The organism is Paenarthrobacter sp. YJN-D, assembly GCF_015040335.1.
Taxonomy (GTDB): domain Bacteria; phylum Actinomycetota; class Actinomycetes; order Actinomycetales; family Micrococcaceae; genus Arthrobacter; species Arthrobacter nicotinovorans.
This window is the reverse complement of sequence record NZ_CP053550.1, coordinates 1-20,573: the sequence shown is the minus strand read 5'-3', so window position 1 is coordinate 20,573 and position 20,573 is coordinate 1. Positions and strand designations below refer to the sequence as shown.

Below are 20,573 nucleotides of genomic sequence, written 5' to 3'. Positions count from 1 at the left end.
CATGGCTGAGGACAACGAGCAGCAAAGTCCGTTCACCCGACCCGGCTTTGTGGCCGCCACGGTGGTCATCGCGCTGATCGTGGTGCTCGGGCTCGTGATCGTCATCGTCAACATGACTCGCGACGATCCCGACCCCGCGCCGCCTACCTCGACGTCGGCGGAGCCCACCACCGCCGCCCCGACCTCCGAGCCACCGGAGGCCGCGGGCGGCGCGAGTGTGTGCGGACTCCCCGGCGAAGTGCTGGAAGGCACCCTCAGCGCAGCTCCGGCCGCTGAGTGGGCGTTCCAGGACACGACGGCTTACCCGACTTCGCCAGAGTTCGGGCCGGGAGAGACGAACGCCGACGGCGTGCGGTACTGCTTCCAGCACTCTCCCGAAGGCGCTGTGTTCGCAGCCGCGAACGCCGTCGTCCAAGGCAGCGACTCCGAGCTGGTAGGAGCGTGGCTCGACTACTTCGTGGCTGACGGGCCGCACCGCGACGCGGTGCTCTCTCAGGGTGCCGGCACCGGTGGCAGCGGCCAGGGCGTGCGCGTCGAGGTGGCAGGTTTCCGCCTGCTCGCCTACGACGGGCAGACGGCTCGTGTCGACGTCGCAGTGCGAGGCGCGACAGGCGGTCAGACCGTCAACCTCTCGATGGTCTACCTCCTCGTGTGGGAGGGCGGTGACTGGAAGCTCAGCGTCACCGATCCCAACGCCCCTATCAACGTCGCCAACATCCCCGACCTGGCCGGCTACATCTCCTGGGGAGCGTGAGGTCATGAACGACGAAGGGTGCACCGGCTGGTCGTTCTTCAACCCCTTCTGTCACGTCAACGAAGGGGTTGAGGCGGTCGTCGGCAACGCCATCGAGAACATGGCGAACGCCGTCATGGAGGCGTTCGGAAAGGCGATCGCGTCGCTGGGAACGGTGTGGGTGCACATCGGCACGCCGAACCTCACGGGCTCCGGTGGCGGCTCCGCGATCGACGCCGGCTCGTCCGCGCCGGACTCGGCCAACGTGACGTCGGTGATGGGCTACGTGATGTGGATCAGCCTGGGCATCGCGGTGCTGGCGCTGTTCATCCTCGGCGCGCTCATCGCTACGCGCATGAGGGCGGGCGAGGGCATCGCTGCTGTCGGCCGCGTGGGCCTCGTGCTCTCCGCCGTGGTGCTCATCTCGGCGGCCGGGGCGATCGTGGCTGGCCTGATGCCGTCCGGGCCACGCAATGCAGGCGGCGCCGTGCTGTTCTTGCAGTCCGGCCTCTGGTGGTACATGGGTGCCGCCGCCGTGGTGTCCGTCATCATCGGCGGCGCACGGATGGCGTGGGAGCAGCGAGCTGAGCCGGGCCGCGAGACCGTCAAGAGCCTCCTCACGCTCGTGGTCGTCGCCGGTGCCGGCGTGACGATCGTCGGTCTGCTCGTCGCGGCCGCGGACTCGTTCTCGGTGTGGATCATCAACGGCTCGCTGAGCTGTGACGTCACGACCGACTCGGCGTGCTTCGGCGAGAACATGCTGACGCTGCTTGCCCTGACGACCAACCCGGCCGCCGGCGGCCTCGGCGCGCTGCTGATCATCATCCTGGGCCTGATCGCGATCCTCGCGGCCGCGTTCCAGATCGTGCTCATGGTCGCGCGCGGGGGAATGCTGGTGATCCTCGCCGGCATCCTGCCGCTGTCGGCCTCGTTCACCAACACCGAGATGGGCAAGAGCTGGTTCAAGAAGTGCATCGCCTGGCTAGTGGCCTTCATCCTCTACAAGCCCGCCGCAGCCATCGTGTACGCGGCCGCGTTCCAGCTCGTCGGCACCGACGTGTTCTCCGACGACGGGACCGGCCTCCTCGCCGTCCTCACGGGCCTCATGCTGATGGTCATCGCACTGTTCGCGATGCCGGCGCTGATGCGGTTCGTCACGCCGATGGTCGGTGCGATGGCGGGAGGCGCCGGCGGCGCCCTCGCTGTCGGTGCGCTGGCCGCTCTGCCGAGCGGCGCGGCCGCGATCGGACGCCTCGCCTCCGGCAGCGGCTCGGGGTCCTCCAACTCCGCGGCACCGTCAGCACCGTCCGGCTCGGACGGCGAGGGCGGCTCTCAGGGCTCGCCCGGTCCCTCAGGCGGCGGTGAGACCGGCGGCGGTAACGCACCGCAGCAGGCGCAGTCCTCGGGTGCCCAGCAGGCCGGGGACGCCGGCGGGGGCACCGGAGCTGGTAACGCCAGCGGTGGCGCCACGCCGAACACGGGCGCGGCCGCCGCCTCGGCTGGTGGCGGTGGAACGGCGGCAGCAGGCGCCGGAGCGGGTGGTGGCGCCGCAGCGGGCGGCGCGGCCGCCGGCGGTGGCGCGGCGGCAGCAGGAGCGGCCGCAGGCCCGGTCGGCATCGCCGCCGGGGCGGCACTCGAAGCAGGCAAGAAGGCCGGGCAGGCGGCCGCGGGAGCGGCCCAGAGTCTCGGTGAGCAATCGACAGGTGAAGGGGGCGGTCCTGATGGCAGCCGTTGACACGAACAGGGGTCCTCGGACCTACGGAAACTGGCGACGACCCACGTCACCGGGCATCCTCGGCCTCGGATCGATCGGGACCGCGCTGCTCCTGGCAGGGCTCATCGCCGTCGTCATGACGGTGATGATCGCCGGCCTGCTTGAAGCGGTCATCCTCGCGGCCGTCCTCGGCGCGGTGATGCTGGCGGTCCTGACCAAGGACTCGCACGGCAAGAACGTCATCAGCCGTGGCGGCGCGCGGATCGCGTGGTGGTCCTCACGCTCGCGCGGGTCGAACGTCTACCGCTCGGGGCCGCTGGGCCGCGCCCTGTGGGGGACGTATCAGCTCCCCGGTCTCGCAGCGCCGACCCGGCTCAGTGAGTGGCAGGACTCCTACGGGCGTCCGTTCGCGCTGCTCTACACGCCCGCCACGGGCTCCTACAGCGTGGTGATCGGCACCGAGCCCGACGGCGCGGCGCTGGTCGACCAGGAGCAGATCGACGTGTGGGTGGCCGATTGGGGCCACTGGCTCGCGAACCTGGGCGACGAGCCCGGCGTCGAGGCGGCGTCGGTCACGATCGAGACCGCGCCGGACTCGGGCACGCGGCTGCGCCGCGAGGTCGAGCACAACGTCGACGAGGACGCACCGCCGTTCTCGAAGGCCATGCTGGCCGACGTGGTGGGCTCGTACCCGGCCGGCTCGTCGACCGTGAAGGCGTTCGTGGCGATCACGTTCTCCGCCGCGCAGCGGTCCGGCAGCAAGAAGCGCAAGCCCGACGAGATGGGCCGCGAGCTCGCGGCCCGGCTGCCTGGGCTGACCGCCGGTCTGCAAGCCACCGGCGCGGGCGCCGCGCATCCCCTGTCCGCTCAGGAGCTGTGCGAGGTGGTGCGGGTCGCCTACGACCCGGCCGCCGCGGTGCTCATCGACGAGGCGCACGCCGCGGGTGAGACACCGGAGGTGTTCTGGACCGACGTCGGCCCCTCCGCGGCTCAGGCGTCCTGGGACCGCTACCGTCACGACTCCGGGACCTCGTGCACCTGGGCCATGACGCAGGCACCCCGTGGCAACGTGCAGAGCGGCGTCCTGGCGCGGCTCCTGGCACCGCACCGCGATATCGCGCGCAAGCGCATCACGCTGCTGTACCGGCCGATCGACGCCGCGAAGGCGGCCGCGATCGTCGAGGCGGATCTGCGCGCCGCCGAGTTCCGGGTCACCTCGACGAGCAAGCCGGCCGCGCGCGACAGCCTGGCCGTGCGCGCCGCGTCGGCCACCGCGCAGGAGGAGGCCTCCGGCGCGGGCCTGGTGCAGTTCGGGATGCTCGTGACCGCCACGGTGATGGACCTGTCCAAGCAGGCCGACGCTCGGGCGGCGATCGACAACCTCGCGGCGACCGCTCGCCTGCGCCTGCGTCCCGTCTACGGGAGCCAGGACAGCGCGTTCGCCGCGGCCTTGCCGCTGGGCCTGGTGCTGCCCAAGCACATCAAGGTCCCGGCCGAGCTGAGGGAGAAGCTGTGAGCGGGAAGCGATCGCGTCAGAAGCGTGGGAGCGCGAAGGTCGAACAGCCGCGCGAGCTGCGTCCGCAGCGGCCGCCGATGCGTGGGTGGCTGGGCCGCGGCCGGGGCACCTCGACCTACGTCCAGCAGGCCGACGAGTGGCGCGGCACGACGGTGCAGGTGTGCGGCATGTGGCCGTTCTCGATCGGTACGGGCACCCCGATGGTCGGGGTGCCCCTCGGTCGGCACATTCACACCGGCGCGACGCTGTGCTGCGATCCCATCTCGTGGTTCCAGCGCGCGAAGCTCATCTCCAACCCGTCGGCGTTCGTGCTCGGCAAGCCGGGCCTGGGCAAGTCGACGATCGTGCGGCGCATGGCGACAGGGCTCGCCGGCTACGGCGTGATGCCGCTGGTGCTGGGCGATCTGAAGCCCGATTACGTCGACCTCATCGAGGCGCTGGGCGGCCAGGTCATCACGCTCGGCCGCGGCCGGGGCTACCTGAACATTCTCGACCCCGGCGAGGCGACGGAGGCCGCCGCGCGGCTGCGCGAGGCGGGCTTCGAGAAGGAGGCCTCGCAGGTCCTCGCGGACGCTCACGGGCGCCGGCACACGATGGTGTCGGCGCTCCTGACGATCCTGCGATCGACCCCGCCGACCGATCGTGAGGAGACGATCATCGACCGGGCGTTGAAGCATCTCGACGAGCACCACCACGGCGTGCCCGTGCTGGGCGATCTGCTGCGCGTGATCCAGGACGGTCCCCCGGAGGTGCGCGCCGTCGCTCTCGACCGCGGCGACGATGCTCGCTACAAGGCGATCACGGAGGACCTGGAAGCCTCCCTCATCGGCCTGGTGGGCGGTGGGCGACTCGGAGAGACGTTCGCACGCCAGACCACCAACCCGATGCGCCGGGACGCCCCGGTGGTCTACGACGTGAGCGCGATCGACGACTCCGAGATGGACCTACAGGCAGCGACTCTGCTCGCGTGCTGGTCAGCCGGCTTCGGCACGGTGAACGTCGCGAACGCTCTCGCGGACGCGGGTCTGGAACCGCGCCGGCACTACTTCGTGATCCTCGACGAGCTGTGGCGCGCGCTGCGCGCCGGGCGCGGCATGGTCGATCGCGTCGACGCGCTGACGCGACTGAACCGGCAGCGCGGTGTCGGCATGGCGATGATCTCGCACACGATGAGCGACCTGCTCGCGCTGTCCAGCGAGGAGGACCGCATGAAGGCCCGCGGCTTCGTCGAGCGGTCCGGCATGGTGATCTGCGGCGGACTGCCCTCGGCCGAGATGCCTCAGTTGAGCGCCGCGGTGCCCTTCTCCCAGGCCGAGCAAGAGCTGCTGATCGGCTGGCAGGACCCGCCGGCCTGGGACCCCTCGACCGGCCGCGAGGCCGAACCGCCGGGACGGGGCAAGTTCCTCGTCAAGGTCGGCGGCCGCCCCGGCATCCCCGTCAACGTGCAGCTCACCGCCACGGAGCTGTCGATCAACGACACCAACAAGCTGTGGCACGAGCAGTCTCGCGTGGGCCGTCGCGCGCTGCGGGCCGTCGAAGGAGCGAGCACATGAGCACCCCGAACAACCGCCGCCGGGACCCCGGCGGCCTCTCTGCTGAGGCGGTCCTGGTCTGGATCGCCGTCGTGCTCGTGGTGGTCGTCGTCGGCTCGGTCTACGCCGCGATGCACCTCGGGCACCGCTTCGCCGGCACGGGCACTGAGGTGCCCGCCGACCCGTTCTCGGTCCTGTTCGGGCTCCTCGGTGGCGACCTGACGTGGCCTGGTGCTGCCGGCTGGTGGGTCCTCGGCGTCATGGGAGCGCTGCTCCTGGCGCTCGGTGTGCTGATCGGCCTGGCGCTGCGGCGCATGCGCCGGCGCCGCTCCCGCGTCGACCGCGCCGCCTCCTACATGGGTCGCGGCCGCGACGTCGAGGACCTGAGCCGCAAGAGCGTGACGGCGAAGGCGGAACGGCTCGGGGTCAGTGGCGCGCCGGGCGTGCCGATCGGACGGACGGTCGCCGCCGGCCAGCAGCTCTACGGCTCGTGGGAGGACATGCACATCGATATCTGGGGTCCGCGCACCGGCAAGACCACCTCGCGGGCGGTGCCGGCGATCCTGGACGCGCCGGGCTCCGTGCTGGTGACCTCGAACAAGCGCGACGTCGTCGACGCGACCAGGGACGTGCGGGCCGCCGCCGGCCCGGTGTGGGCGTTCGACCCGCAGGCGATCGCGCTCGAAGAACCTACCTGGTGGTGGAACCCGCTCTCCTACGTCACCGACGAGGTGAAGGCCGCGCGCCTGGCCGAGCACTTCGCGTCGGGCAGCCGCGATCCTGGCGCCAAGACCGATGCCTACTTCGACCCGGCCGGCCAAGACCTCTTGGCCGGCCTCCTGCTCGCCGCCGCGCTCGATCATCGGCCGATCACCGACGTCTACACGTGGCTGACGCGCCCGACCGACGAGACCGCCGTCGACATTCTGCGTGAGCACGACTTCGCGCTCACGGCCGATCAGGTCGCCGGCGTCGTCTCCGCCCCGGAGAAGCAGCGCGGGGGCATCTTCGGCACGGCCATGCAGATGGCGTCCTGCCTGACGAATCGTCAGGTGGCGCGCTGGGTGACGCCCCAGGGCGCCGCGGACCCGCGCAAGCAGTTCAGCCCGGAGGACTTCGTGCGTGCCGACGGCGGCACGCTCTACTCGCTGTCCAAGGAGGGCCGCGGCACCGCCGGCCCGCTCGTGACGGCGCTCACCGTCGCCGTCGTCGAGGCAGCGGAGGAGCTGGCCTCACGCTCCGCCGGCGGCCGGCTGAGGACCCCGCTGCTCGGGGTCCTCGACGAGGCGGCCAACGTGTGCCGGTGGCGCGCACTTCCCGACCTGTACTCCCACTACGGCAGCCGGGGCATCGTCCTGATGACGATCTTGCAGTCCTGGTCCCAGGGCGTCGAGGTGTGGGGCGAGTCCGGGATGCGCAAGCTCTGGTCGGCGTCGAACGTCAAGGTCTACGGCGGTGGCGTCGACGAGGACGCCTTCTTGGAGCACCTGTCGAAGGTCATCGGTGACTACGACCGGCTGTCCTCCTCGACCTCCTACGGCCGTGGCCACCGCACCGTCTCCCAGCAGCTCCACCGTGAGCGCATCCTCGACGTCGCGGACCTGGCGGCGATGCCGAAGGGCCGCGCCGTCGTCCTGTCCTCCGGCTCTCGGCCGACGCTCATCCGTACGGTGCCGTGGATGACCGGCCCGCACGCTGACGCAGTGACGGCCTCGATCGCTGCGCACGACCCGAAGGCCGAGCGCACGATCCGCGAGGCTCAAAGCGAGCTGGCGGCCGTCGAGGCGGCCCTGTCGACGGAAGGAGCACCCTCGTGAGCGATTGGGGAGACGACGAGCTGGAAGGCGTCGAGGCGCAGCCGATCGACGTCGACGAGCCCGACGGGCCGACGTTCGGTGTCGACGTGCGATCGCTGGCCGGGCACCTCGTCGACGCCGCGGTGCAGTCCGCGGTCGGCAAAGAGGTCTCGACCGCGGCGCACGAGGCCGTCAAGAAGCTCATGACCCCGGAGGTGCGCGAAGCGATCCGCCGGCGCGCCGACGAGGCGGCGGCCGCGGCGATCGCCGCGCACGTCGAGGGGCCAGAGGACGCCGAGCCGGCCCCGGAGCTGTACTACGGCAGCGTCGACGAGTTCGTACGCGAGTACCTGCGCAACGTCTACCGCCGGCGCATCGACGGCCGGCATCGGTGCTGGGCCGGCCGGTGGTGGGAGCACGACGAGGCAGTGATTCGTCTCGAAGCTCTGTGGCGATCGTGGGAGCACCTGCGCCAGGACGCGGCCACCGGGATGAGCGTGTGGTGGCGCGATCACGCAGACCACCACATGGCGGTGCTGATGGACCCTGACGGCCCGTTCGCCACCGCGACGGAGGGCGAGGAGAACACGTCCAAGCGGGGCGAGCCGCTGCCCTACGTGGCACCGCCGGAGGGCATGTTCCCCGACGTACGCGAGGAGACGGACGAGCCGCCCGTCGACGACGCGCACTGACCTCCACTCACGAGAGGGACCGCACCCCGTGGGGTGGCGGTCCCTCTCTGCTGTGCGTGACGCCCGGCGGTCACCGATCGAGCCCGGTGCGCTGCACCTGCGCGGCCCGTCCTCGAGTTTTCCGAGCCTTGGGTGTGCGAGCCGCGGCACCGGCCTTGACGGCCTCGGTCGCCGGCTTGGCCTGGCTGACGTCGGCGCGCATCCTGGTGGCCACCGCCTCCCGGTTGATGCCCTTGGCTTCGAGGTCGCGTGCGGTGCCCTCGCGCCGCTCGGCGCTGTCGTACAGGGTGCGCCCGTCCTCCCGTGCCCGGTCCGCCGTCGCTCCGCGCTGCTCGGCCTCGGCGGCCGCGCGTGCCCGCTCCTCGGGGTCCGGCTCGTGCTCGGCCGCTGCCCTGGCCTCCTCGGCACGCTGGTCCTCCTGGTTGGCCTGCGCGAGGAGCCGCTGTGCCTCGGCCTGCTCGGCCGCGGAGCGTCCCCGTTCTGCATCCCCGCCCGCGCGGTCGCGCTCGGCGCGATCCAGTTCGAGCCGGATGCGCTGGCGTACCGCCTCCGGGTCGGCCCCGGCGTCGTTGACCTCGATGCCGTACCGTGCGCGCACCTCGTCACGCACCCGCTGTTCGGCACGAACCGCCTCGGGGTCCTCCTGGGACCACGCACGGGCCACCTGGTAGGTGCGCCCGATCTGCTCGGGTGTCGCACGGTCCCACCAGTCCGAGCGGTGCACGTTCGCCATCTCGACGCGGGCGGCGCGCCGCTCGGCCTCGATGCGCGATTGCAGCTCGCGGTGCTCCTGCTCGCTGCGCGCCTGTGCGTTGCGAAGCGCCTCCTCGCGGGCGCGCGCGAGTCGTTCCCCCACCTGTCCGGCAGCGGTGACCAGCACCCGTAGTTGGCCTTCGAACGCTTCCTCGATGCCGTCGGTTTCCTCGGCCATGACCGGCCCTCCTTCCTATCGTTCCGGTCCGCGATCTGCGCCCGGTCGTATCGTCTCTGCACGCTTGGCTGGCTCGATCTTCGAGGGCAGCGGCGACGCTGCGCGCGTCGCGTCGTGCGCCTGCCCAGCGCGTAGCCGGTCGAGCACGGCCTGTGCCTCCGGGTCGAGCTTCGGGCTCGTCGACGGCGTGCCCGCCGGCGTGGCCGCGCCCACCGCGGCAGGTGCCGGCAGGGCCTCACGTAGCCGCACGAGCCGCGCACGGGTGTCCTCGGCGAGGAGCCTCGCCTGCCGTGCCTGGCCGGCGGCCACTGAGGCGTCGTAGACGGCCTGTGTCAGCCGGAGGAGCTGCCGCACCATGACCGCTTGCGCCACGGTCCCCTGACCGCCGCGCGCTGCGCTGGCGAGCAGCATCGCCGCCCCGGAGATGGCGACCGTGCCCGCCTTGTGCGGGCGTACGGTCCGCTCGTGCGTCTGCGCCGAGCGCGACAGCGCGTCGGCCGCCGCGGCGAGGTCGCCGGGCGTCTCCTCGGTCGCGTTCGACCACGCGGCCAGAGCGCCCGCGGTCTGCCTCGCCACCGTCGCCCAGGTGTCGCGGTCGTCGACGTCGACGCCCCGCAGGCGATCGACGAGGGCGCGCAGCTCCTCGTTGCGCCGGTCCCACAGCTCGGGGTCAGGCTCGGCCGTCTCACGTCCCGGTGCGACGACGCGCCGGCCTCGCTTCGCCGCGTTCCACTCCGCGGCCGCCTCGCTCGCTCCGCTGGGCGTGTCCGGCCATCCGTCGCGCAGTCGAGGCAGCGCCAGGTCGCGGCCGAGCTGACCACCGCCGTACCAGATCGGGCGTTCCCCGGCCTCGGGCCGCTCGGCCACCGAGAAGCCGGTGATGACGTCGGTGCGACCGTCCGCGAACCGCGGTCGAACGATGAGTCCTTCGCGCCGCAGCCGGCGCACGAACTCGGCCTCGTCCTGTGCCGCTGTCGCGCAGCCGCGAACCTTCAATGCGAGCAGGTAGCGCGGCTGGTCGGTGCGCAGCTCCGACGCGATCCGCGCCTGCCGGTCCGCTCCTTCCAGGTGCTCCCACGCCGGCATCTCGGTGCCCTGTTTGGTGCGCGTGCGCTCGTACTTCGCGCGGGCACGGGCACGTGCCTGCGCCTCGCGCTCGGCCGGGTTGTACCCGCGCGTCGAGCGCTCCGCGCGCACCGACTCCAACTCCTCCAACCCATACCGAGCTTCGAGTGCACGAGCGGCTGTCTGAGCGCGTCGAAAGTCGTGGTGCGTCGACGCCTTGGTGCCGTCCTCGCGCACCAGATTCACCGCGATGTGGATGTGGTCGTTCCCGTTCTTCGACACACCATGTCGCACGGCAACCCACCGGCACGGAGCCTTCGTGCCCTCGTTGTCATCGAACTCCATCGCGGTGATGAAGTCGCGGGCGATCGCTCCCCACTGCTCGTCGGTCAGGGCGCCCTCGTCGGCTCGCAGAGACAGCGAGCAGTGCCACACGTGGCCGCCCTTGACGTCCACGTCGTACGCGGTACGCGGGCGGTCGAGGTGACGCGCGATCGCCAGTGCCGAATCGCGGCCTAGCTCGTCGTCGTCGTGCCACGCCATCATCGCCTCGTCACCGGCGACAAGGTGAGGTTCGGTGTGCTCGTTCGCGCGTCCCGGACCGGTCAGGTACGTCAGCAGTCCGGCCATCCTGTCGCCGCGGACAACGTTCGGCATCATGGCAGGCTCAGCCCGTCGATCGCGTCGTCGATGCGCACCGCGGTACGGCGCACGGCGTCGAGCGTCGCGCTCATCTCCGCCTGCACCTCGCCGGTCGCGTTGGTCGCACGAGCCATCTGGTTGACGTTGTTCGAGACGGCCGCGAGCAGCCGGTGCAGCGCGAACAGCTCGGCCATCGCGTTGCGCCGCTCGGTGGGAGTCTCCGACGTCGCGGACGCCAGCGCGGACTCGACGAGCAGCCGCGGGATCGTCACGTGCTGCGCCTCCGCGAGACGTAGCAACATGCCTTCTTCCTCGGGCGACACCTTCACCTCGTGACGGTGCTGCCGCCCACCGTCGACGTTCGCCCGGCGACGTCGCGCGAACAGGCGACCCTTGGGAGCCTCCTCGCTCATCAGATCACCTGCCTTCCAGCCCAGCGCAGCGACCCCGCCTCGTGCGGGGACCACACTCTTAGTGTGCCCGATCCGCGGCGCCAAGTCGAGGATTCAAGCCACTTAGCCGTGCTAAGTCTTTAGCTTGCTCCGTCTGGGACTCGATTCGGGGTTGCTCACGTCGGCAGACGGGAGCGGTCGCGGCTCCGCCGCGACGATGCTTTTCAGTCGACGCGAGACGTCGACGTAGACAACACGACTCCGTACGATGGAGTCATGGCTACGACACCAACACCAGAGGAAGCGATCGACCGCGCCAAGCGCGTACTGGACGATCGGATCGACACCATTCGCCAGGCCGTCGAGGCTCGTCAGCACGTCGCAGACGTGCGCGAGGAGACCGACCGTGAGCGGGCCGAGCTGGAAGCCCGCATCGCGCAGCGGGTGGGCGACGCCGAGCGCGCCGACGTCAAGGCGTACAACGCCGCCGTGAGCGCGGGATGGTCCGCCGACGAGCTGCGCAAGATCGGCCTGCCGGAGCCTGACAAGAAGGCTCGTACGCGCCGCCGCGCTGCGCGCAAGCCCGCGGCCTCGCGGCCCGCTCCCCCGGCTCCTGAGCCGACTGCTCCGAGCGATGACCGCTCCGCGGTCGAGGGAGACCAGGACGCTGCGTGACATTGCCCCCTGACCACCTGTGGACGGCTCCGGCTAACGCCGGGGCCGGACCCGCCCACAGGTGGACAGCGGGACCCATCTGCCCGCCCGCACACAGGCCGCACCGTCCCGTTCCGCTGCTCGGTCGCGTCGAGGTAGTGCGGCCCGTGCACGGCCTCCTTGGGTGCACGGTCCCCCTCCCCCCGACGCCGAAGGATCACACACCACAGACCCCCGTCAAGGGCGCTCCGCGTCACTGCGTGATGCGGCTACGCCGCACCCTTGACGGGGGTCTGTGGTGTGCAGGGCGGCATTTATCGGGGGGATGGGCAGGAGCGGTCAGGACCGCCTACGGCGAGACGGTCGCCTCGGCCTCGTCGTCCACCTTGGCGAGGGCTCGGGAGACCGACGAGGCGCCGACTCCGAGCACCTTCGCGATGTGCGCGACGCTGTGCTCCTCGGCGCGCATCTTCACGGCCGCCGCGATGCGCTCGGGCGTCATCACCGACGGTCGGCCGCCGACACGGCCCTGAGCACGAGCGTGCGCCAGGCCGCGCCTGGTGTTGTCCCGGATGGTGTCGACGCGGAGCTGCGCGAACACGGCGACGATGCCGAACAGTGCGCGCCCCATCGGGGTAGTCGTGTCGATATCGGGCTCGGTCAGGCTCTTGATGTTCACGCCCCGCTCGTGCAGCTCGTTGATGGTCTGGATCGCCATCGTCTCGCTGCCTGCGATGCGGTCGAGGCGACGCACCATGAGGGTGTCGCCGGGACGCAGGTAGTCCAGGCACGCAAGCCACTGCGGGCGGTCCTTGACCCGACTTGACTCGCCGTGGTCGACGAACACACGCTCGACGCCGGCGGCACGCAGCTCGGCCTCCTGAGCCTCGGGGTTCTGCTCGCGCTTCGAGACTCGTGCGTAGCCCACGAGGTTGCTCATGACGGCCTCACCTCCCCTGTCCGGTTCCGCTGCCTCGGCCCGGCATGTACGGGCCGCCGTGGCGCGCCTGGGGGCCTCTCTGCGGTCCTGTCTGGGGTGGCTGGTTGGTCGCCTGAGTCGCAGCCCGCGGATAGGACGCACGCGCAGCCGAGCGTCCAGGGCCAGGCGGCGCCGACGTCGACGGCCCGCTCGTGCGCGGCGCAGCGATCGCACGGAACACCGGCACGAGCGAGGCCGGCTCGGGTGCGTAGGAGAACATGTCGGGCCGACTGAGCTGCGATGCCTGGTTCCACACGTCCGGGGTCACCTGGCCGAAGTCGAGAGTGAAGCGCGATCGCTCCGCGACGTGCTCCATGAACACCTTCCCGGTCCGTCCGTTGCCCTCACGGAACGGGTGCGCCTGGTTCAGGTAGGCGAACACCGTCGCGGCTCGCTCTGCGAACGTGTCGCGGTCCAGCCGTCCCCAATCGGTGCCGGCAACGCGCTTGCGCACGTCGTCGAGGAGCTGGTCGACCTCGCCCGTCTTGACGTCCCCGAAACCGCGGCCGGCGCCCTTGGAGATGTTCACGCTGCGGAACTCCCCCGCCCACGCATAGACGTCCTGGAACAGATGCCGGTGGATCGCCCGCACATGGTCGGCGTCGTAGGTCTTGGGGATGGCGACCTGACCGGCCAGCAGCTCGCGCTGCCGGCGTGCAGTCTCGACGTACTCCAACCTGGTCAGTACCACCGGGTCGCGCTCGTCGAACAGGTTGCGCAGCGTGCCCTCGTCGGGCGGCGGGTAGAAGTACGACTCCCAGGTGTCGAACGCCATCAGCGCGCGACGGCGACCGTCCGTCGCCGCGCGGCGGCGTGGGCGCGCCGGCGGTACTCCTCGGCGTCGATCGCGCCGCGGGCCTCGTCGGTCAGGTTCTCCACGTCCTCGCGGTTCGGGGTCCACCCCTCGTGCCAAGCGCTGGCGAGCGACTGCACCACGGCGCGACGCTGGGTCTCGTCGAGCTGCACGAACAGCTCGGGCCAGCGGTCCTCGATGTCGAACTTCGTAGCCACGGTGGGGCTCCCCTCTCCTGGGTCTGAGACCATTCTACCGGAGCAACCGAAAACGGTCCAGCGGTGGTTTCGGTGCGTCTAGGTTTCGGTGGTGAGTTTCGGTTGACCGATGCTCGGCGTGTCGGCGCTCTGGTGTGAATCGCATCGCTTCGAGGCGTGTTTCTGAGAACTTTCGGTGGCTCATGAGGAGGGCTTCTGTGGCAGCGTCGACGAGCTCTGGAGTGAGGTCGGCGGCCCGCAGCACGCGTTGACCTCGACGTACGTGGACATCGACATGTCGGACGTGAGGAAGGACCTCGATCAGGCGAGGAGTGTGATCCAGTAGTCCCAGAAGCGCACCGCGCTCAACGCGGCGACCAGGAGGAACCAACCGACCAGGGCTGGAGTCTGGTAGGCGTGGACCCACGTGCCCGTACAGGCCCGTCGTGAGCCGGTCTGGCCTGGCAGCAGGCGCAGGTTTCGTTGGGTGACGATCACGAACAGTGGGATGGCGACCGCCCACACGGCCATGCAGTACGGGCACAACGCGCCGATCCGATACAGGCTCACCCAGATGAGCCAGTGGACGAAGATGGCGGCGAGAGTAACCCCGGCCTGCAGCCTCAGCGGCCAAGGCAGCATTGACCGAGCTCACGTGAAGAGGCATGTACCTCACGACGAACTCGACACGGTCGCCGTACCGGTCCTTGATGTCCTCCACATGGGGGTACAGGGCGATGCACGCCTCGCACTCGAAGTCGAGGAACTCCACCAGCTGAACCTGATCACCATCGGTCATGCGTGGGCTGTCGGGACGGACCAGATTCTCGAGTGAACCCTGGGGAGCGTCCGCGCCGGGCGACGAAGAGTCCGGTCGGGTGAGCAGTACAGCGACGACGAGAGCGATCAGGCCGCCGCGATGAGTGCAAGAGAGATCTGCCGACTGCGAGTCAGAGTGGCCTCCAGGTCTGGTTCCCGGCGTTCTGCCAGGCCCATAGGTCAACGTTCGCTGAACTATACCGAGGGATTCGGAAGTGACGTGCCAGTCGTAGAAGCACGCGGCATCGACCACCACGTGCGCGGTGAGCACGGGCAGACCCGTCGCCATCTGCGAGGCCTGGACAACCCAGACAGGCTCGACACGCCCTCGGTGTGCTGCGTCGACCTTGCCAGGGCGGAGTCGTCGGTCGCCTGAGCGCAGCTGAAGTTGCGACCTCTCGCGTGTTCCGTGGCGGATAGCCAGACTGACAAAAGGTCAGCGAGCACTGTATAGTTCAGCACATGCTGACTATTGCTTCGCGCCTCGACGTCATGAACCGGCTCGGCCGGGCCATGGCGGACCCGACGCGCTCCCGGATCCTGATGACCCTCCTTGATAGCCCGAGCTACCCGGCTGTGCTGTCGCACGAGCTGGAGCTGACTCGCTCGAACGTGTCGAACCATCTGACGTGCTTGCGAGACTGCGGGATCGTCGTCGCAGAGCCCGAAGGACGGCAGACTCGTTACGAGATCGCCGACCCACATCTCGCTGCGGCCCTCGTCGCTCTGGTGGACGTGACACTCGCCGTGGACGAGCAGGCTCCCTGCGTGGACTCGACGTGCACGGTGCCGGGCTGCTGCGGGACTGGAGCGGGTGCATGAGCGCGGCGTGTGGGTGCGAGCACGAGAGTGCGACGCCGACGGGCGAGGAGGTTGAGGGCGCGGAGCGGCCATGGTGGAAGGACCGCGGTGTCTTGGTTCCGATCTTCTCCGGTGTCGCCTTTCTCAGTGGTCTGATCTCTGAGCGGTCCGGGGCTGAGACCGTGGCTCTGGTCTTGTTCTGGATCGGCCTGCTGCTGGGCGCGTCGACCTTCACACCTGGCGCGGTCCGCAGGCTCTTCAAGGGCAGGATCGGCATCGGGTTGCTGATGACGATCAGTGCGATCGGCGCGGTCATCCTCGGCTACGTCGAGGAAGCGGCCGCACTCGCGTTCCTGTACTCCATCGCCGAGGCGCTAGAAGACAAGGCGATGGATCGCGCCCGCGGTGGTCTGCGGGCGCTGCTGAAGCTCGTGCCGGACACCGCGACCGTGCTGCGCGACGGAGCCTCCGTCGAGGTCGCGGCGAAAGACCTGACCGTCGGCCAGCTCATGGTGATCCGCCCGGGAGAGCGGATCGCGACCGATGGCGTCGTCCGGGCGGGACGCTCCAGCCTGGACACCTCGGCGATCACGGGCGAATCGATCCCGGTCGAGGTCGAGCCCGGTGACGCAGTCTCGGCTGGCGCAATCAACAGCACCGGCGCACTGGAAGTCGAGGCGACCGCGGCGGGCACCGACAACTCGCTCACCACGATCGTGGAGCTGGTCGAGAAGGCGCAGACCGAGAAGGGCGAACGTGCCCGCCTAGCCGACAAGATCGCCCGACCGCTCGTCCCTGGTGTCCTGATTCTTGCTGCGTTGGTCGCAATCATCGGCTCGCTGCTGGGCGATCCAGAGCTGTGGACAACGCGCGCCCTCGTGGTGCTGGTGGCAGCCTCGCCCTGCGCACTAGCGATCTCCGTCCCGCTGACAGTCGTCGCCGGCATCGGCGCGGCGAGCAAGTTCGGAGTGATCATCAAATCTGGAGCGGTCTTCGAGCGTTTCGGCACCGTCCGGCACGTGGCCGTTGACAAGACCGGCACTCTCACCCGCAACGAGCCTGCCGTCACCGCGGTCCTCACCGTCGACGGCCTGACCGAGGCACAGGTGCTCGCATGGGCCGCTGCGCTGGAGCACCACAGCACTCATCCTCTCGCCGCGGCGATCACCGCCGCCGCCCCGGGCGTCACGGCAGCGGCGGATGTGACTGAGCAGGCGGGGCACGGCATCGAAGGCACCGCCGATGGTTCGACGATCACCGTCGGCAGCCCGCGCTGGCTCGACGCCGGTGAGCTCGGCGACCGGGTCGAGGGACTGGAAGAGCAAGGCATGACCGTCGTGATCGTGCACCGAGACGGAGCGCCAGTCGGCGCGATCGGCGTCCGAGATGAACTACGCCCCGAGGTCCCCGAGGTCGTCCGTACCCTCGCAAGCCAGGGGGTCGGAATGACGATGCTCACCGGCGACAACACCCGCACAGCGCAGGCCCTTGCCGCCCAGGCGGGGATCGTCGACGTCCGCGCAGAACTGCGCCCTGAAGACAAGGCCGCCGCGATCGGAGCGTTCTCCGAGGCAGGACCGGTCGCGATGATCGGCGATGGCATCAACGACGCGCCCGCTCTCGCGGCAGCCGACATCGGCATCGCGATGGGCGCGACCGGATCGGACGCCGCGATCGAGTCCGCCGACATCGCGTTCACCGGCCACGACCTGCGTCTCATCCCCAGAGCGTTTGACCACGCCCGTCGGGGTCGCCGCATCATCAACCAGAACATCATCCTGTCTCTGTTGATCATCACCGCGCTGCTCCCACTCGCCCTCTTCGGTGTCCTGGGGCTCGCTGCCGTGGTCCTGGTTCACGAAGTCGCCGAGGTCATCGTGATCCTCAACGGCCTGCGCGCCGCCCGAACCCATACGCCGCAGATCGGCAGCTGATGCTTGCGACCATCGGGTCGGCGATCCCCTACGGGTCAGGATGAGTTGAGGCCGGTGGTTCATAGCAAGTCCGCCAGCGTGGGGCGTGAACCAGGAGTCCAATCATCATGAGTTCGTCTTTGATCGCGGTGCGCGACGATGGTCGTATGCCCAGTCCCGGACCTCGTTCGGGGGGTCCGACCTCGCGGAGGTCGTTCTCCTCGGCGCAGAAGCTTGACCACCTGGCCGCCTACGAGGTGGCCGTCGCCAGCGGCCTGGGCGGTGCGTACCTGCGCGAGCACGGGTTGTACTCCTCGCTGGTCAGCGAGTGGCGCCGGATGCGTGACGCAGGGGTCCTCGCGGGGAAACAACCTGGGGAGAAGATCGGGCGGCTGTCGGCCGAGCAGGCGGAGATCGCCCGGTTGCGCCGTCAGCTCGACAAGGCCGAGCGGAGGTTGGTGACGACCGAGGCGGCGCTGGTGATCATGGGAAAAGCACACGATCTCTTGGACGTGCTTACCAAGAGATCGCGGGACGACTCCGAGCACACCACGCGTTGATGGCTACCTACCGTGAGCTGACCGGTGCGGGGGTCCCGACCCGGGCCGCGGCGATCCTGGTCGGGGTGTCGCGGGCGACCGCGACCCGCCGCCCCCGCACCCCGGTGGTGACCAGGGCCCGGGTGCCGGTGAACAAGCTCACCGACGCGGAACGGGCCGAGGTCCTGGCGGTCGTGAACAGCCCCAGGTTCGTGGACCTGCCCCCGATCCAGATCTACGCCCACCTGCTCGACGAGGGCGTGTATCTGGGGTCGATCTCCACGATCTACCGGGTGTTGACCGCGAACGCGCAGATCAAGGAGCGCCGCCGGTTGGCCCGCCACCCGGCCCGGACCATCCCCGAGCTCGTCGCCACCGCCCCCGGGCAGGTCTACTCGTGGGACATCACCAAGCTCGCCGGGCCCATCAAGGGCACCTACTTCGACGCCTACGTGATGATCGACATCTACTCCCGCTACATCGTCGGCGCGCACGTGCACGCGGCCGAGTCCGCCGTCCTGGCGGCCGAGATGATGAAGGAGATCTTCGGGGTCCACGGCATCCCGCAGGTCGTGCACGCCGACCGGGGCACGTCCATGACGTCCAAGACCGTCGCGGCGCTCCTGGCGGACCTGGAGGTCACCAAGTCACACAGCCGGCCCCGGGTGAGCAACGACAACCCCTACTCCGAAGCGTGGTTCAAGACGTTGAAGTTCGCGCCCGTGTTCCCCGAACGCTTCGGCTCCCTGACTGACGCCCGGTCGTTCATGGCCGACTTCGTCGCCGGCTACAACCATCACCACCACCACACCGGCATCGGACTGAACACCCCCGCTGACGTCCACTACGGCCTCGCCGCGGCGAAGGCTGGCGAGCGGGCTCTCGTCCTGGCCGCCGCCCGCGCCCGCAACCCCGAACGATTCGCCACCAACCGCGATCCGAAGATCCTGGCCATCCCACCGACGGCCTGGATCAACCAACCCGCCGACAACACCGGCATCGAGCTAGCCGCCTAACACCCACCGGCCTCAACTACCTTGACAAATTCCGCAGGGGTGCGGTAACGTCGTTTCCATGCCGCTCAACGTCTTTGCCGGAGGCCGGGTGGGCGCCTGGCAGGTTGAACGCATCGAGCCGGTGACTGGTCCGTCCTTGCCGGTGGTCTCACGGTTGGCCGTGCTCGACGGGTCACGTGCAGGCGACGTCGAGGCGGCCTGGGTGCTGCGCGGGACGACGAGCTACACGCGCTACACCCGACGCGAGGAGCAGGAGGCACTGGACGCCAAGCAGCCACAGCTCGGCCGGCCCGAAGCAACCCGGGCGGCTCTCATCCCCATCACCAAGTCCGATGCTTGGTGGCAGCTCGCTCAGGACGAACGCCGTGACCTCCTCGAGGAGAGTTCCCACCACATCGCGGTCGGGTTGGAGTACCTGCCGGCAGTCGCGCGCCAGCTCTACCACGGCCATGACCTGGGCGAGCCCTTCGACTTCCTCACCTGGTTCGAGTACGCCCCCCAAGACGCCCCCGCGTTCGAGGAGCTCGTAGACCGACTCCGCACGACCCCCGAGTGGGGCTACGTAGAACGAGATGTCGACATCCGCCTCGCGCGGTGACCCGCCCTGCTCCCGGCTCTGCCGACAGGACAAGTGTGCTCATGGCGGGTCCACGAGCACACGGGCTATCTCAGTAGACGATGGCTCACCGGGCAAGAACGCACGCCCATCGCGGCATGACCGGGCGAGCGTCCCCGCCCCTACAGCGGCAGATGCGGGCGAGCGTCCCCGCCCTCAACGCGGCAGATGCGGGCGTGACCCCGAACGGTTCGCCACGTGTCGACGACGGCTGAAAGCTGGGCCGTAATCGACGGGGCGTTGACGCCTGGCTCAATGTTCACGCCAGAACTGCCAGCCCGACGGCGGTTCTGGGAATTCTGAGCTGGGGCTCCAACCGACTGGAGGTGACCACCGCTCCGGCGGCGTTGGCCAGCTTGGCGGGACGGCGAAGATGAGGCGGGCTCGACGGCGCCGCCACCTCCGCCGGAGCAGCAGTGCCCCGGCAATCGAGAGTGACATGCACGCGACGGCAACCAGCGTCGCGATGAGCCGGAAGCGACCGAGATCGGCACCCTGGCCCGGGCCCGGATCACTCGGTGCCCCACCCAGGACCAACGCGACAAGGCCAACCAGACCAATGATGAGACACAAGACGAAGGAGCTGGCATAAGCGGTGCGTATCCGTCGGGACTCCGCCGGTCTTTCCAGGGCAGAACTCATCGGCGTCCCTCAGCCCGCCCAGACGGGCGAACGGGCCCCCGAGGGGCGTTCTTCAGGCGTTCGCACGCGCCCAAACTAGCCCGTTCACGCTCGGCCCGGAGTGGACAAGAACGGTCCGCGTCGCATGACGTGAGAGGGCGGCGGCCAAGGCAACAGTCAGCGCCCTCACGAGGCCCGGGTCGAGAACATGGAGCACACCGTCAAGGGCGCTCGCAATACATCGGCGGCGGGCCCTTACGGGACACGCTTCGCGTGCCGATGGCAGTGCGTGAGTCGGGGAGTGCGGAGGGGGCACACGTGAGCGCGACGCGACCGGGGAGCCATGCCCGCGACCCCTCCGTTCCCCCGCCGGTCGATCCTGAGCTGACACGGCTGTCGGTGCGGTGGACCCACGGCGCGTTGCGAACGGTGATCGCCGTGTGGTTGATCGCGGGCCTGGTGGGCGCCTCCTACGACGCTCTGAGTCGCTACGGGCATCTGACCTGGATCCTGGTGTGGGGTGGGCGCGGCGGTGCCCTACGGGTCAGGATGAGTTGAGGCCGGTGGTTCATAGCAAGTCCGCCAGCGTGGGGCGTGAACCAGGAGTCCAAT

General features: G+C 69.9%; 21 protein-coding genes and 1 pseudogene. 13 read left to right on the top strand and 9 right to left on the bottom strand.

Annotated features, from left to right (window positions below):
- The first annotated feature begins 1 nt into the window (after position 1).
- The 6 genes from HMI60_RS20320 (at position 2) to HMI60_RS20295 (ending at position 7,983) form a co-directional block, all read left to right on the top strand.
- Entirely contained in the window at positions 2 to 754 is a 753-nt protein-coding gene (locus tag HMI60_RS20320; protein WP_108720350.1) for a hypothetical protein, read from the top strand.
- Positions 755 to 758: 4 nt separating this feature from the next.
- Positions 759 to 2,468 (top strand): hypothetical protein, encoded by a 1,710-nt coding sequence (locus HMI60_RS20315; RefSeq protein ID WP_161976635.1) that lies wholly within the window; start codon positions 759 to 761, stop codon positions 2,466 to 2,468.
- Positions 2,455 to 3,963: an SCO6880 family protein gene (locus tag HMI60_RS20310; RefSeq protein WP_193591236.1), complete on the top strand. Its 1,509-nt coding sequence runs from the start codon at positions 2,455 to 2,457 to the stop codon at positions 3,961 to 3,963. The genes HMI60_RS20315 and HMI60_RS20310 overlap by 14 nt, the downstream gene beginning before the upstream one ends.
- A gap of 77 nt (positions 3,964 to 4,040) precedes the next feature.
- The gene (locus HMI60_RS20305) at positions 4,041 to 5,516 is read left to right on the top strand and encodes an ATP/GTP-binding protein (protein WP_207307474.1); all 1,476 of its coding nucleotides are present in this window, start codon (positions 4,041 to 4,043) and stop codon (positions 5,514 to 5,516) included.
- A complete protein-coding gene (locus HMI60_RS20300) occupies positions 5,513 to 7,312 on the top strand; it encodes a type IV secretory system conjugative DNA transfer family protein (protein ID WP_108720369.1) in 1,800 nt (599 codons plus the stop codon). Before HMI60_RS20305 ends, HMI60_RS20300 begins: the two co-directional genes overlap by 4 nt.
- The gene (locus tag HMI60_RS20295) at positions 7,309 to 7,983 is read left to right on the top strand and encodes a DUF4913 domain-containing protein (RefSeq protein ID WP_227453743.1); all 675 of its coding nucleotides are present in this window, start codon (positions 7,309 to 7,311) and stop codon (positions 7,981 to 7,983) included. Before HMI60_RS20300 ends, HMI60_RS20295 begins: the two co-directional genes overlap by 4 nt.
- A 70-nt stretch (positions 7,984 to 8,053) precedes the next feature.
- Here the strand turns inward: HMI60_RS20295 and HMI60_RS20290 are convergent, their stop codons facing one another.
- From HMI60_RS20290 to mobC, 3 genes are read right to left on the bottom strand one after another with little or no spacing between them, the layout of a single operon-like run.
- Positions 8,054 to 8,914, bottom strand: a complete 861-nt coding sequence (locus HMI60_RS20290) for a hypothetical protein (RefSeq protein ID WP_108720368.1) — start codon at positions 8,912 to 8,914, stop codon at positions 8,054 to 8,056.
- Positions 8,915 to 8,929: 15 nt separating this feature from the next.
- Positions 8,930 to 10,639: a relaxase/mobilization nuclease domain-containing protein gene (locus tag HMI60_RS20285; RefSeq protein WP_108720367.1), complete on the bottom strand. Its 1,710-nt coding sequence runs from the start codon at positions 10,637 to 10,639 to the stop codon at positions 8,930 to 8,932.
- Positions 10,636 to 11,034, bottom strand: coding sequence for a plasmid mobilization relaxosome protein MobC (gene mobC / locus HMI60_RS20280; protein ID WP_108720366.1), 399 nt, complete (start codon positions 11,032 to 11,034; stop codon positions 10,636 to 10,638). The genes HMI60_RS20285 and mobC overlap by 4 nt, the downstream gene beginning before the upstream one ends.
- 255 nt (positions 11,035 to 11,289) lie before the next feature.
- Between mobC and HMI60_RS20275 the strand changes: the two genes are divergently transcribed.
- Positions 11,290 to 11,688 carry a hypothetical protein gene (locus tag HMI60_RS20275; protein WP_070424260.1) on the top strand — a complete coding sequence of 133 codons (399 nt, stop codon included), beginning with the start codon at positions 11,290 to 11,292 and terminating at the stop codon, positions 11,686 to 11,688.
- Between the two features lie 328 nt (positions 11,689 to 12,016).
- Here the strand turns inward: HMI60_RS20275 and HMI60_RS20270 are convergent, their stop codons facing one another.
- The 5 genes and pseudogenes from HMI60_RS20270 to HMI60_RS20250 form a co-directional block, all read right to left on the bottom strand.
- Positions 12,017 to 12,607 carry a recombinase family protein gene (locus HMI60_RS20270; RefSeq protein WP_070424261.1) on the bottom strand — a complete coding sequence of 197 codons (591 nt, stop codon included), beginning with the start codon at positions 12,605 to 12,607 and terminating at the stop codon, positions 12,017 to 12,019.
- Positions 12,608 to 12,614: 7 nt separating this feature from the next.
- Positions 12,615 to 13,421: a Fic family protein gene (locus HMI60_RS20265; protein ID WP_070424262.1), complete on the bottom strand. Its 807-nt coding sequence runs from the start codon at positions 13,419 to 13,421 to the stop codon at positions 12,615 to 12,617.
- Complete coding sequence (locus HMI60_RS20260; RefSeq protein WP_070424263.1) at positions 13,421 to 13,657, bottom strand: antitoxin VbhA family protein; 237 nt, start codon at positions 13,655 to 13,657, stop codon at positions 13,421 to 13,423. The genes HMI60_RS20265 and HMI60_RS20260 overlap by 1 nt, the downstream gene beginning before the upstream one ends.
- 300 nt (positions 13,658 to 13,957) lie before the next feature.
- Complete coding sequence (locus HMI60_RS20255; RefSeq protein ID WP_052209902.1) at positions 13,958 to 14,278, bottom strand: vitamin K epoxide reductase family protein; 321 nt, start codon at positions 14,276 to 14,278, stop codon at positions 13,958 to 13,960.
- A 31-nt stretch (positions 14,279 to 14,309) separates the two neighbouring features.
- Positions 14,310 to 14,435: pseudogene (locus HMI60_RS20250) on the bottom strand (disulfide bond formation protein DsbA); the annotation flags it as partial.
- Positions 14,436 to 14,675: 240 nt separating this feature from the next.
- On the opposite strand from HMI60_RS20250, the gene HMI60_RS20245 reads away from it, so the two are divergent.
- The 5 genes from HMI60_RS20245 (at position 14,676) to HMI60_RS20225 (ending at position 19,322) form a co-directional block, all read left to right on the top strand.
- Positions 14,676 to 14,831 (top strand): hypothetical protein, encoded by a 156-nt coding sequence (locus HMI60_RS20245; RefSeq protein ID WP_193591235.1) that lies wholly within the window; start codon positions 14,676 to 14,678, stop codon positions 14,829 to 14,831.
- A gap of 86 nt (positions 14,832 to 14,917) precedes the next feature.
- On the top strand, positions 14,918 to 15,277 hold the full coding sequence (locus HMI60_RS20240) for a helix-turn-helix transcriptional regulator (RefSeq protein WP_047692694.1): 360 nt from the start codon (positions 14,918 to 14,920) through the stop codon (positions 15,275 to 15,277).
- Positions 15,274 to 17,190 carry a cation-translocating P-type ATPase gene (locus HMI60_RS20235; protein WP_094067112.1) on the top strand — a complete coding sequence of 639 codons (1,917 nt, stop codon included), beginning with the start codon at positions 15,274 to 15,276 and terminating at the stop codon, positions 17,188 to 17,190. The genes HMI60_RS20240 and HMI60_RS20235 overlap by 4 nt, the downstream gene beginning before the upstream one ends.
- 146 nt (positions 17,191 to 17,336) lie before the next feature.
- Positions 17,337 to 18,724 (top strand): IS3 family transposase gene (locus HMI60_RS20230; protein ID WP_094067111.1). Its coding sequence is split into 2 segments (ribosomal slippage): positions 17,337 to 17,679 and positions 17,679 to 18,724, totalling 1,389 coding nucleotides; the frame shifts between segments, so codons are not numbered across the junction.
- 58 nt (positions 18,725 to 18,782) lie between these two features.
- Positions 18,783 to 19,322, top strand: a complete 540-nt coding sequence (locus HMI60_RS20225) for a chlorite dismutase family protein (RefSeq protein WP_193591234.1) — start codon at positions 18,783 to 18,785, stop codon at positions 19,320 to 19,322.
- A 140-nt stretch (positions 19,323 to 19,462) separates the two neighbouring features.
- Here the strand turns inward: HMI60_RS20225 and HMI60_RS20220 are convergent, their stop codons facing one another.
- A complete protein-coding gene (locus tag HMI60_RS20220; RefSeq protein WP_193591233.1) occupies positions 19,463 to 19,603 on the bottom strand; it encodes a hypothetical protein in 141 nt (46 codons plus the stop codon).
- 676 nt (positions 19,604 to 20,279) lie between these two features.
- On the opposite strand from HMI60_RS20220, the gene HMI60_RS20215 reads away from it, so the two are divergent.
- Positions 20,280 to 20,519 (top strand): hypothetical protein, encoded by a 240-nt coding sequence (locus tag HMI60_RS20215; protein WP_143467411.1) that lies wholly within the window; start codon positions 20,280 to 20,282, stop codon positions 20,517 to 20,519.
- Positions 20,520 to 20,573: the final 54 nt, after the last annotated feature.

Excerpts from the sequence above, each read along its gene's own strand:
- HMI60_RS20315 (WP_161976635.1), top strand. The coding sequence starts at position 759 with ATGAACGACGAAGGGTGCACCGGCTGGTCGTTCTTCAACCCCTTCTGT.
- HMI60_RS20265 (WP_070424262.1), bottom strand. The coding sequence starts at position 13,421 with ATGGCGTTCGACACCTGGGAGTCGTACTTCTACCCGCCGCCCGACGAG.
- HMI60_RS20235 (WP_094067112.1), top strand. The coding sequence starts at position 15,274 with ATGAGCGCGGCGTGTGGGTGCGAGCACGAGAGTGCGACGCCGACGGGC.
- HMI60_RS20240 (WP_047692694.1), top strand. The coding sequence starts at position 14,918 with ATGCTGACTATTGCTTCGCGCCTCGACGTCATGAACCGGCTCGGCCGG.
- HMI60_RS20290 (WP_108720368.1), bottom strand. The coding sequence starts at position 8,914 with ATGGCCGAGGAAACCGACGGCATCGAGGAAGCGTTCGAAGGCCAACTA.
- HMI60_RS20275 (WP_070424260.1), top strand. The coding sequence starts at position 11,290 with ATGGCTACGACACCAACACCAGAGGAAGCGATCGACCGCGCCAAGCGC.
- HMI60_RS20310 (WP_193591236.1), top strand. The coding sequence starts at position 2,455 with ATGGCAGCCGTTGACACGAACAGGGGTCCTCGGACCTACGGAAACTGG.
- HMI60_RS20285 (WP_108720367.1), bottom strand. The coding sequence starts at position 10,639 with ATGATGCCGAACGTTGTCCGCGGCGACAGGATGGCCGGACTGCTGACG.
- HMI60_RS20320 (WP_108720350.1), top strand. The coding sequence starts at position 2 with ATGGCTGAGGACAACGAGCAGCAAAGTCCGTTCACCCGACCCGGCTTT.
- HMI60_RS20225 (WP_193591234.1), top strand. The coding sequence starts at position 18,783 with ATGCCGCTCAACGTCTTTGCCGGAGGCCGGGTGGGCGCCTGGCAGGTT.
- HMI60_RS20300 (WP_108720369.1), top strand. The coding sequence starts at position 5,513 with ATGAGCACCCCGAACAACCGCCGCCGGGACCCCGGCGGCCTCTCTGCT.
- HMI60_RS20255 (WP_052209902.1), bottom strand. The coding sequence starts at position 14,278 with ATGCTGCCTTGGCCGCTGAGGCTGCAGGCCGGGGTTACTCTCGCCGCC.
- HMI60_RS20270 (WP_070424261.1), bottom strand. The coding sequence starts at position 12,607 with ATGAGCAACCTCGTGGGCTACGCACGAGTCTCGAAGCGCGAGCAGAAC.
- HMI60_RS20305 (WP_207307474.1), top strand. The coding sequence starts at position 4,041 with ATGCGTGGGTGGCTGGGCCGCGGCCGGGGCACCTCGACCTACGTCCAG.
- mobC (WP_108720366.1), bottom strand. The coding sequence starts at position 11,034 with ATGAGCGAGGAGGCTCCCAAGGGTCGCCTGTTCGCGCGACGTCGCCGG.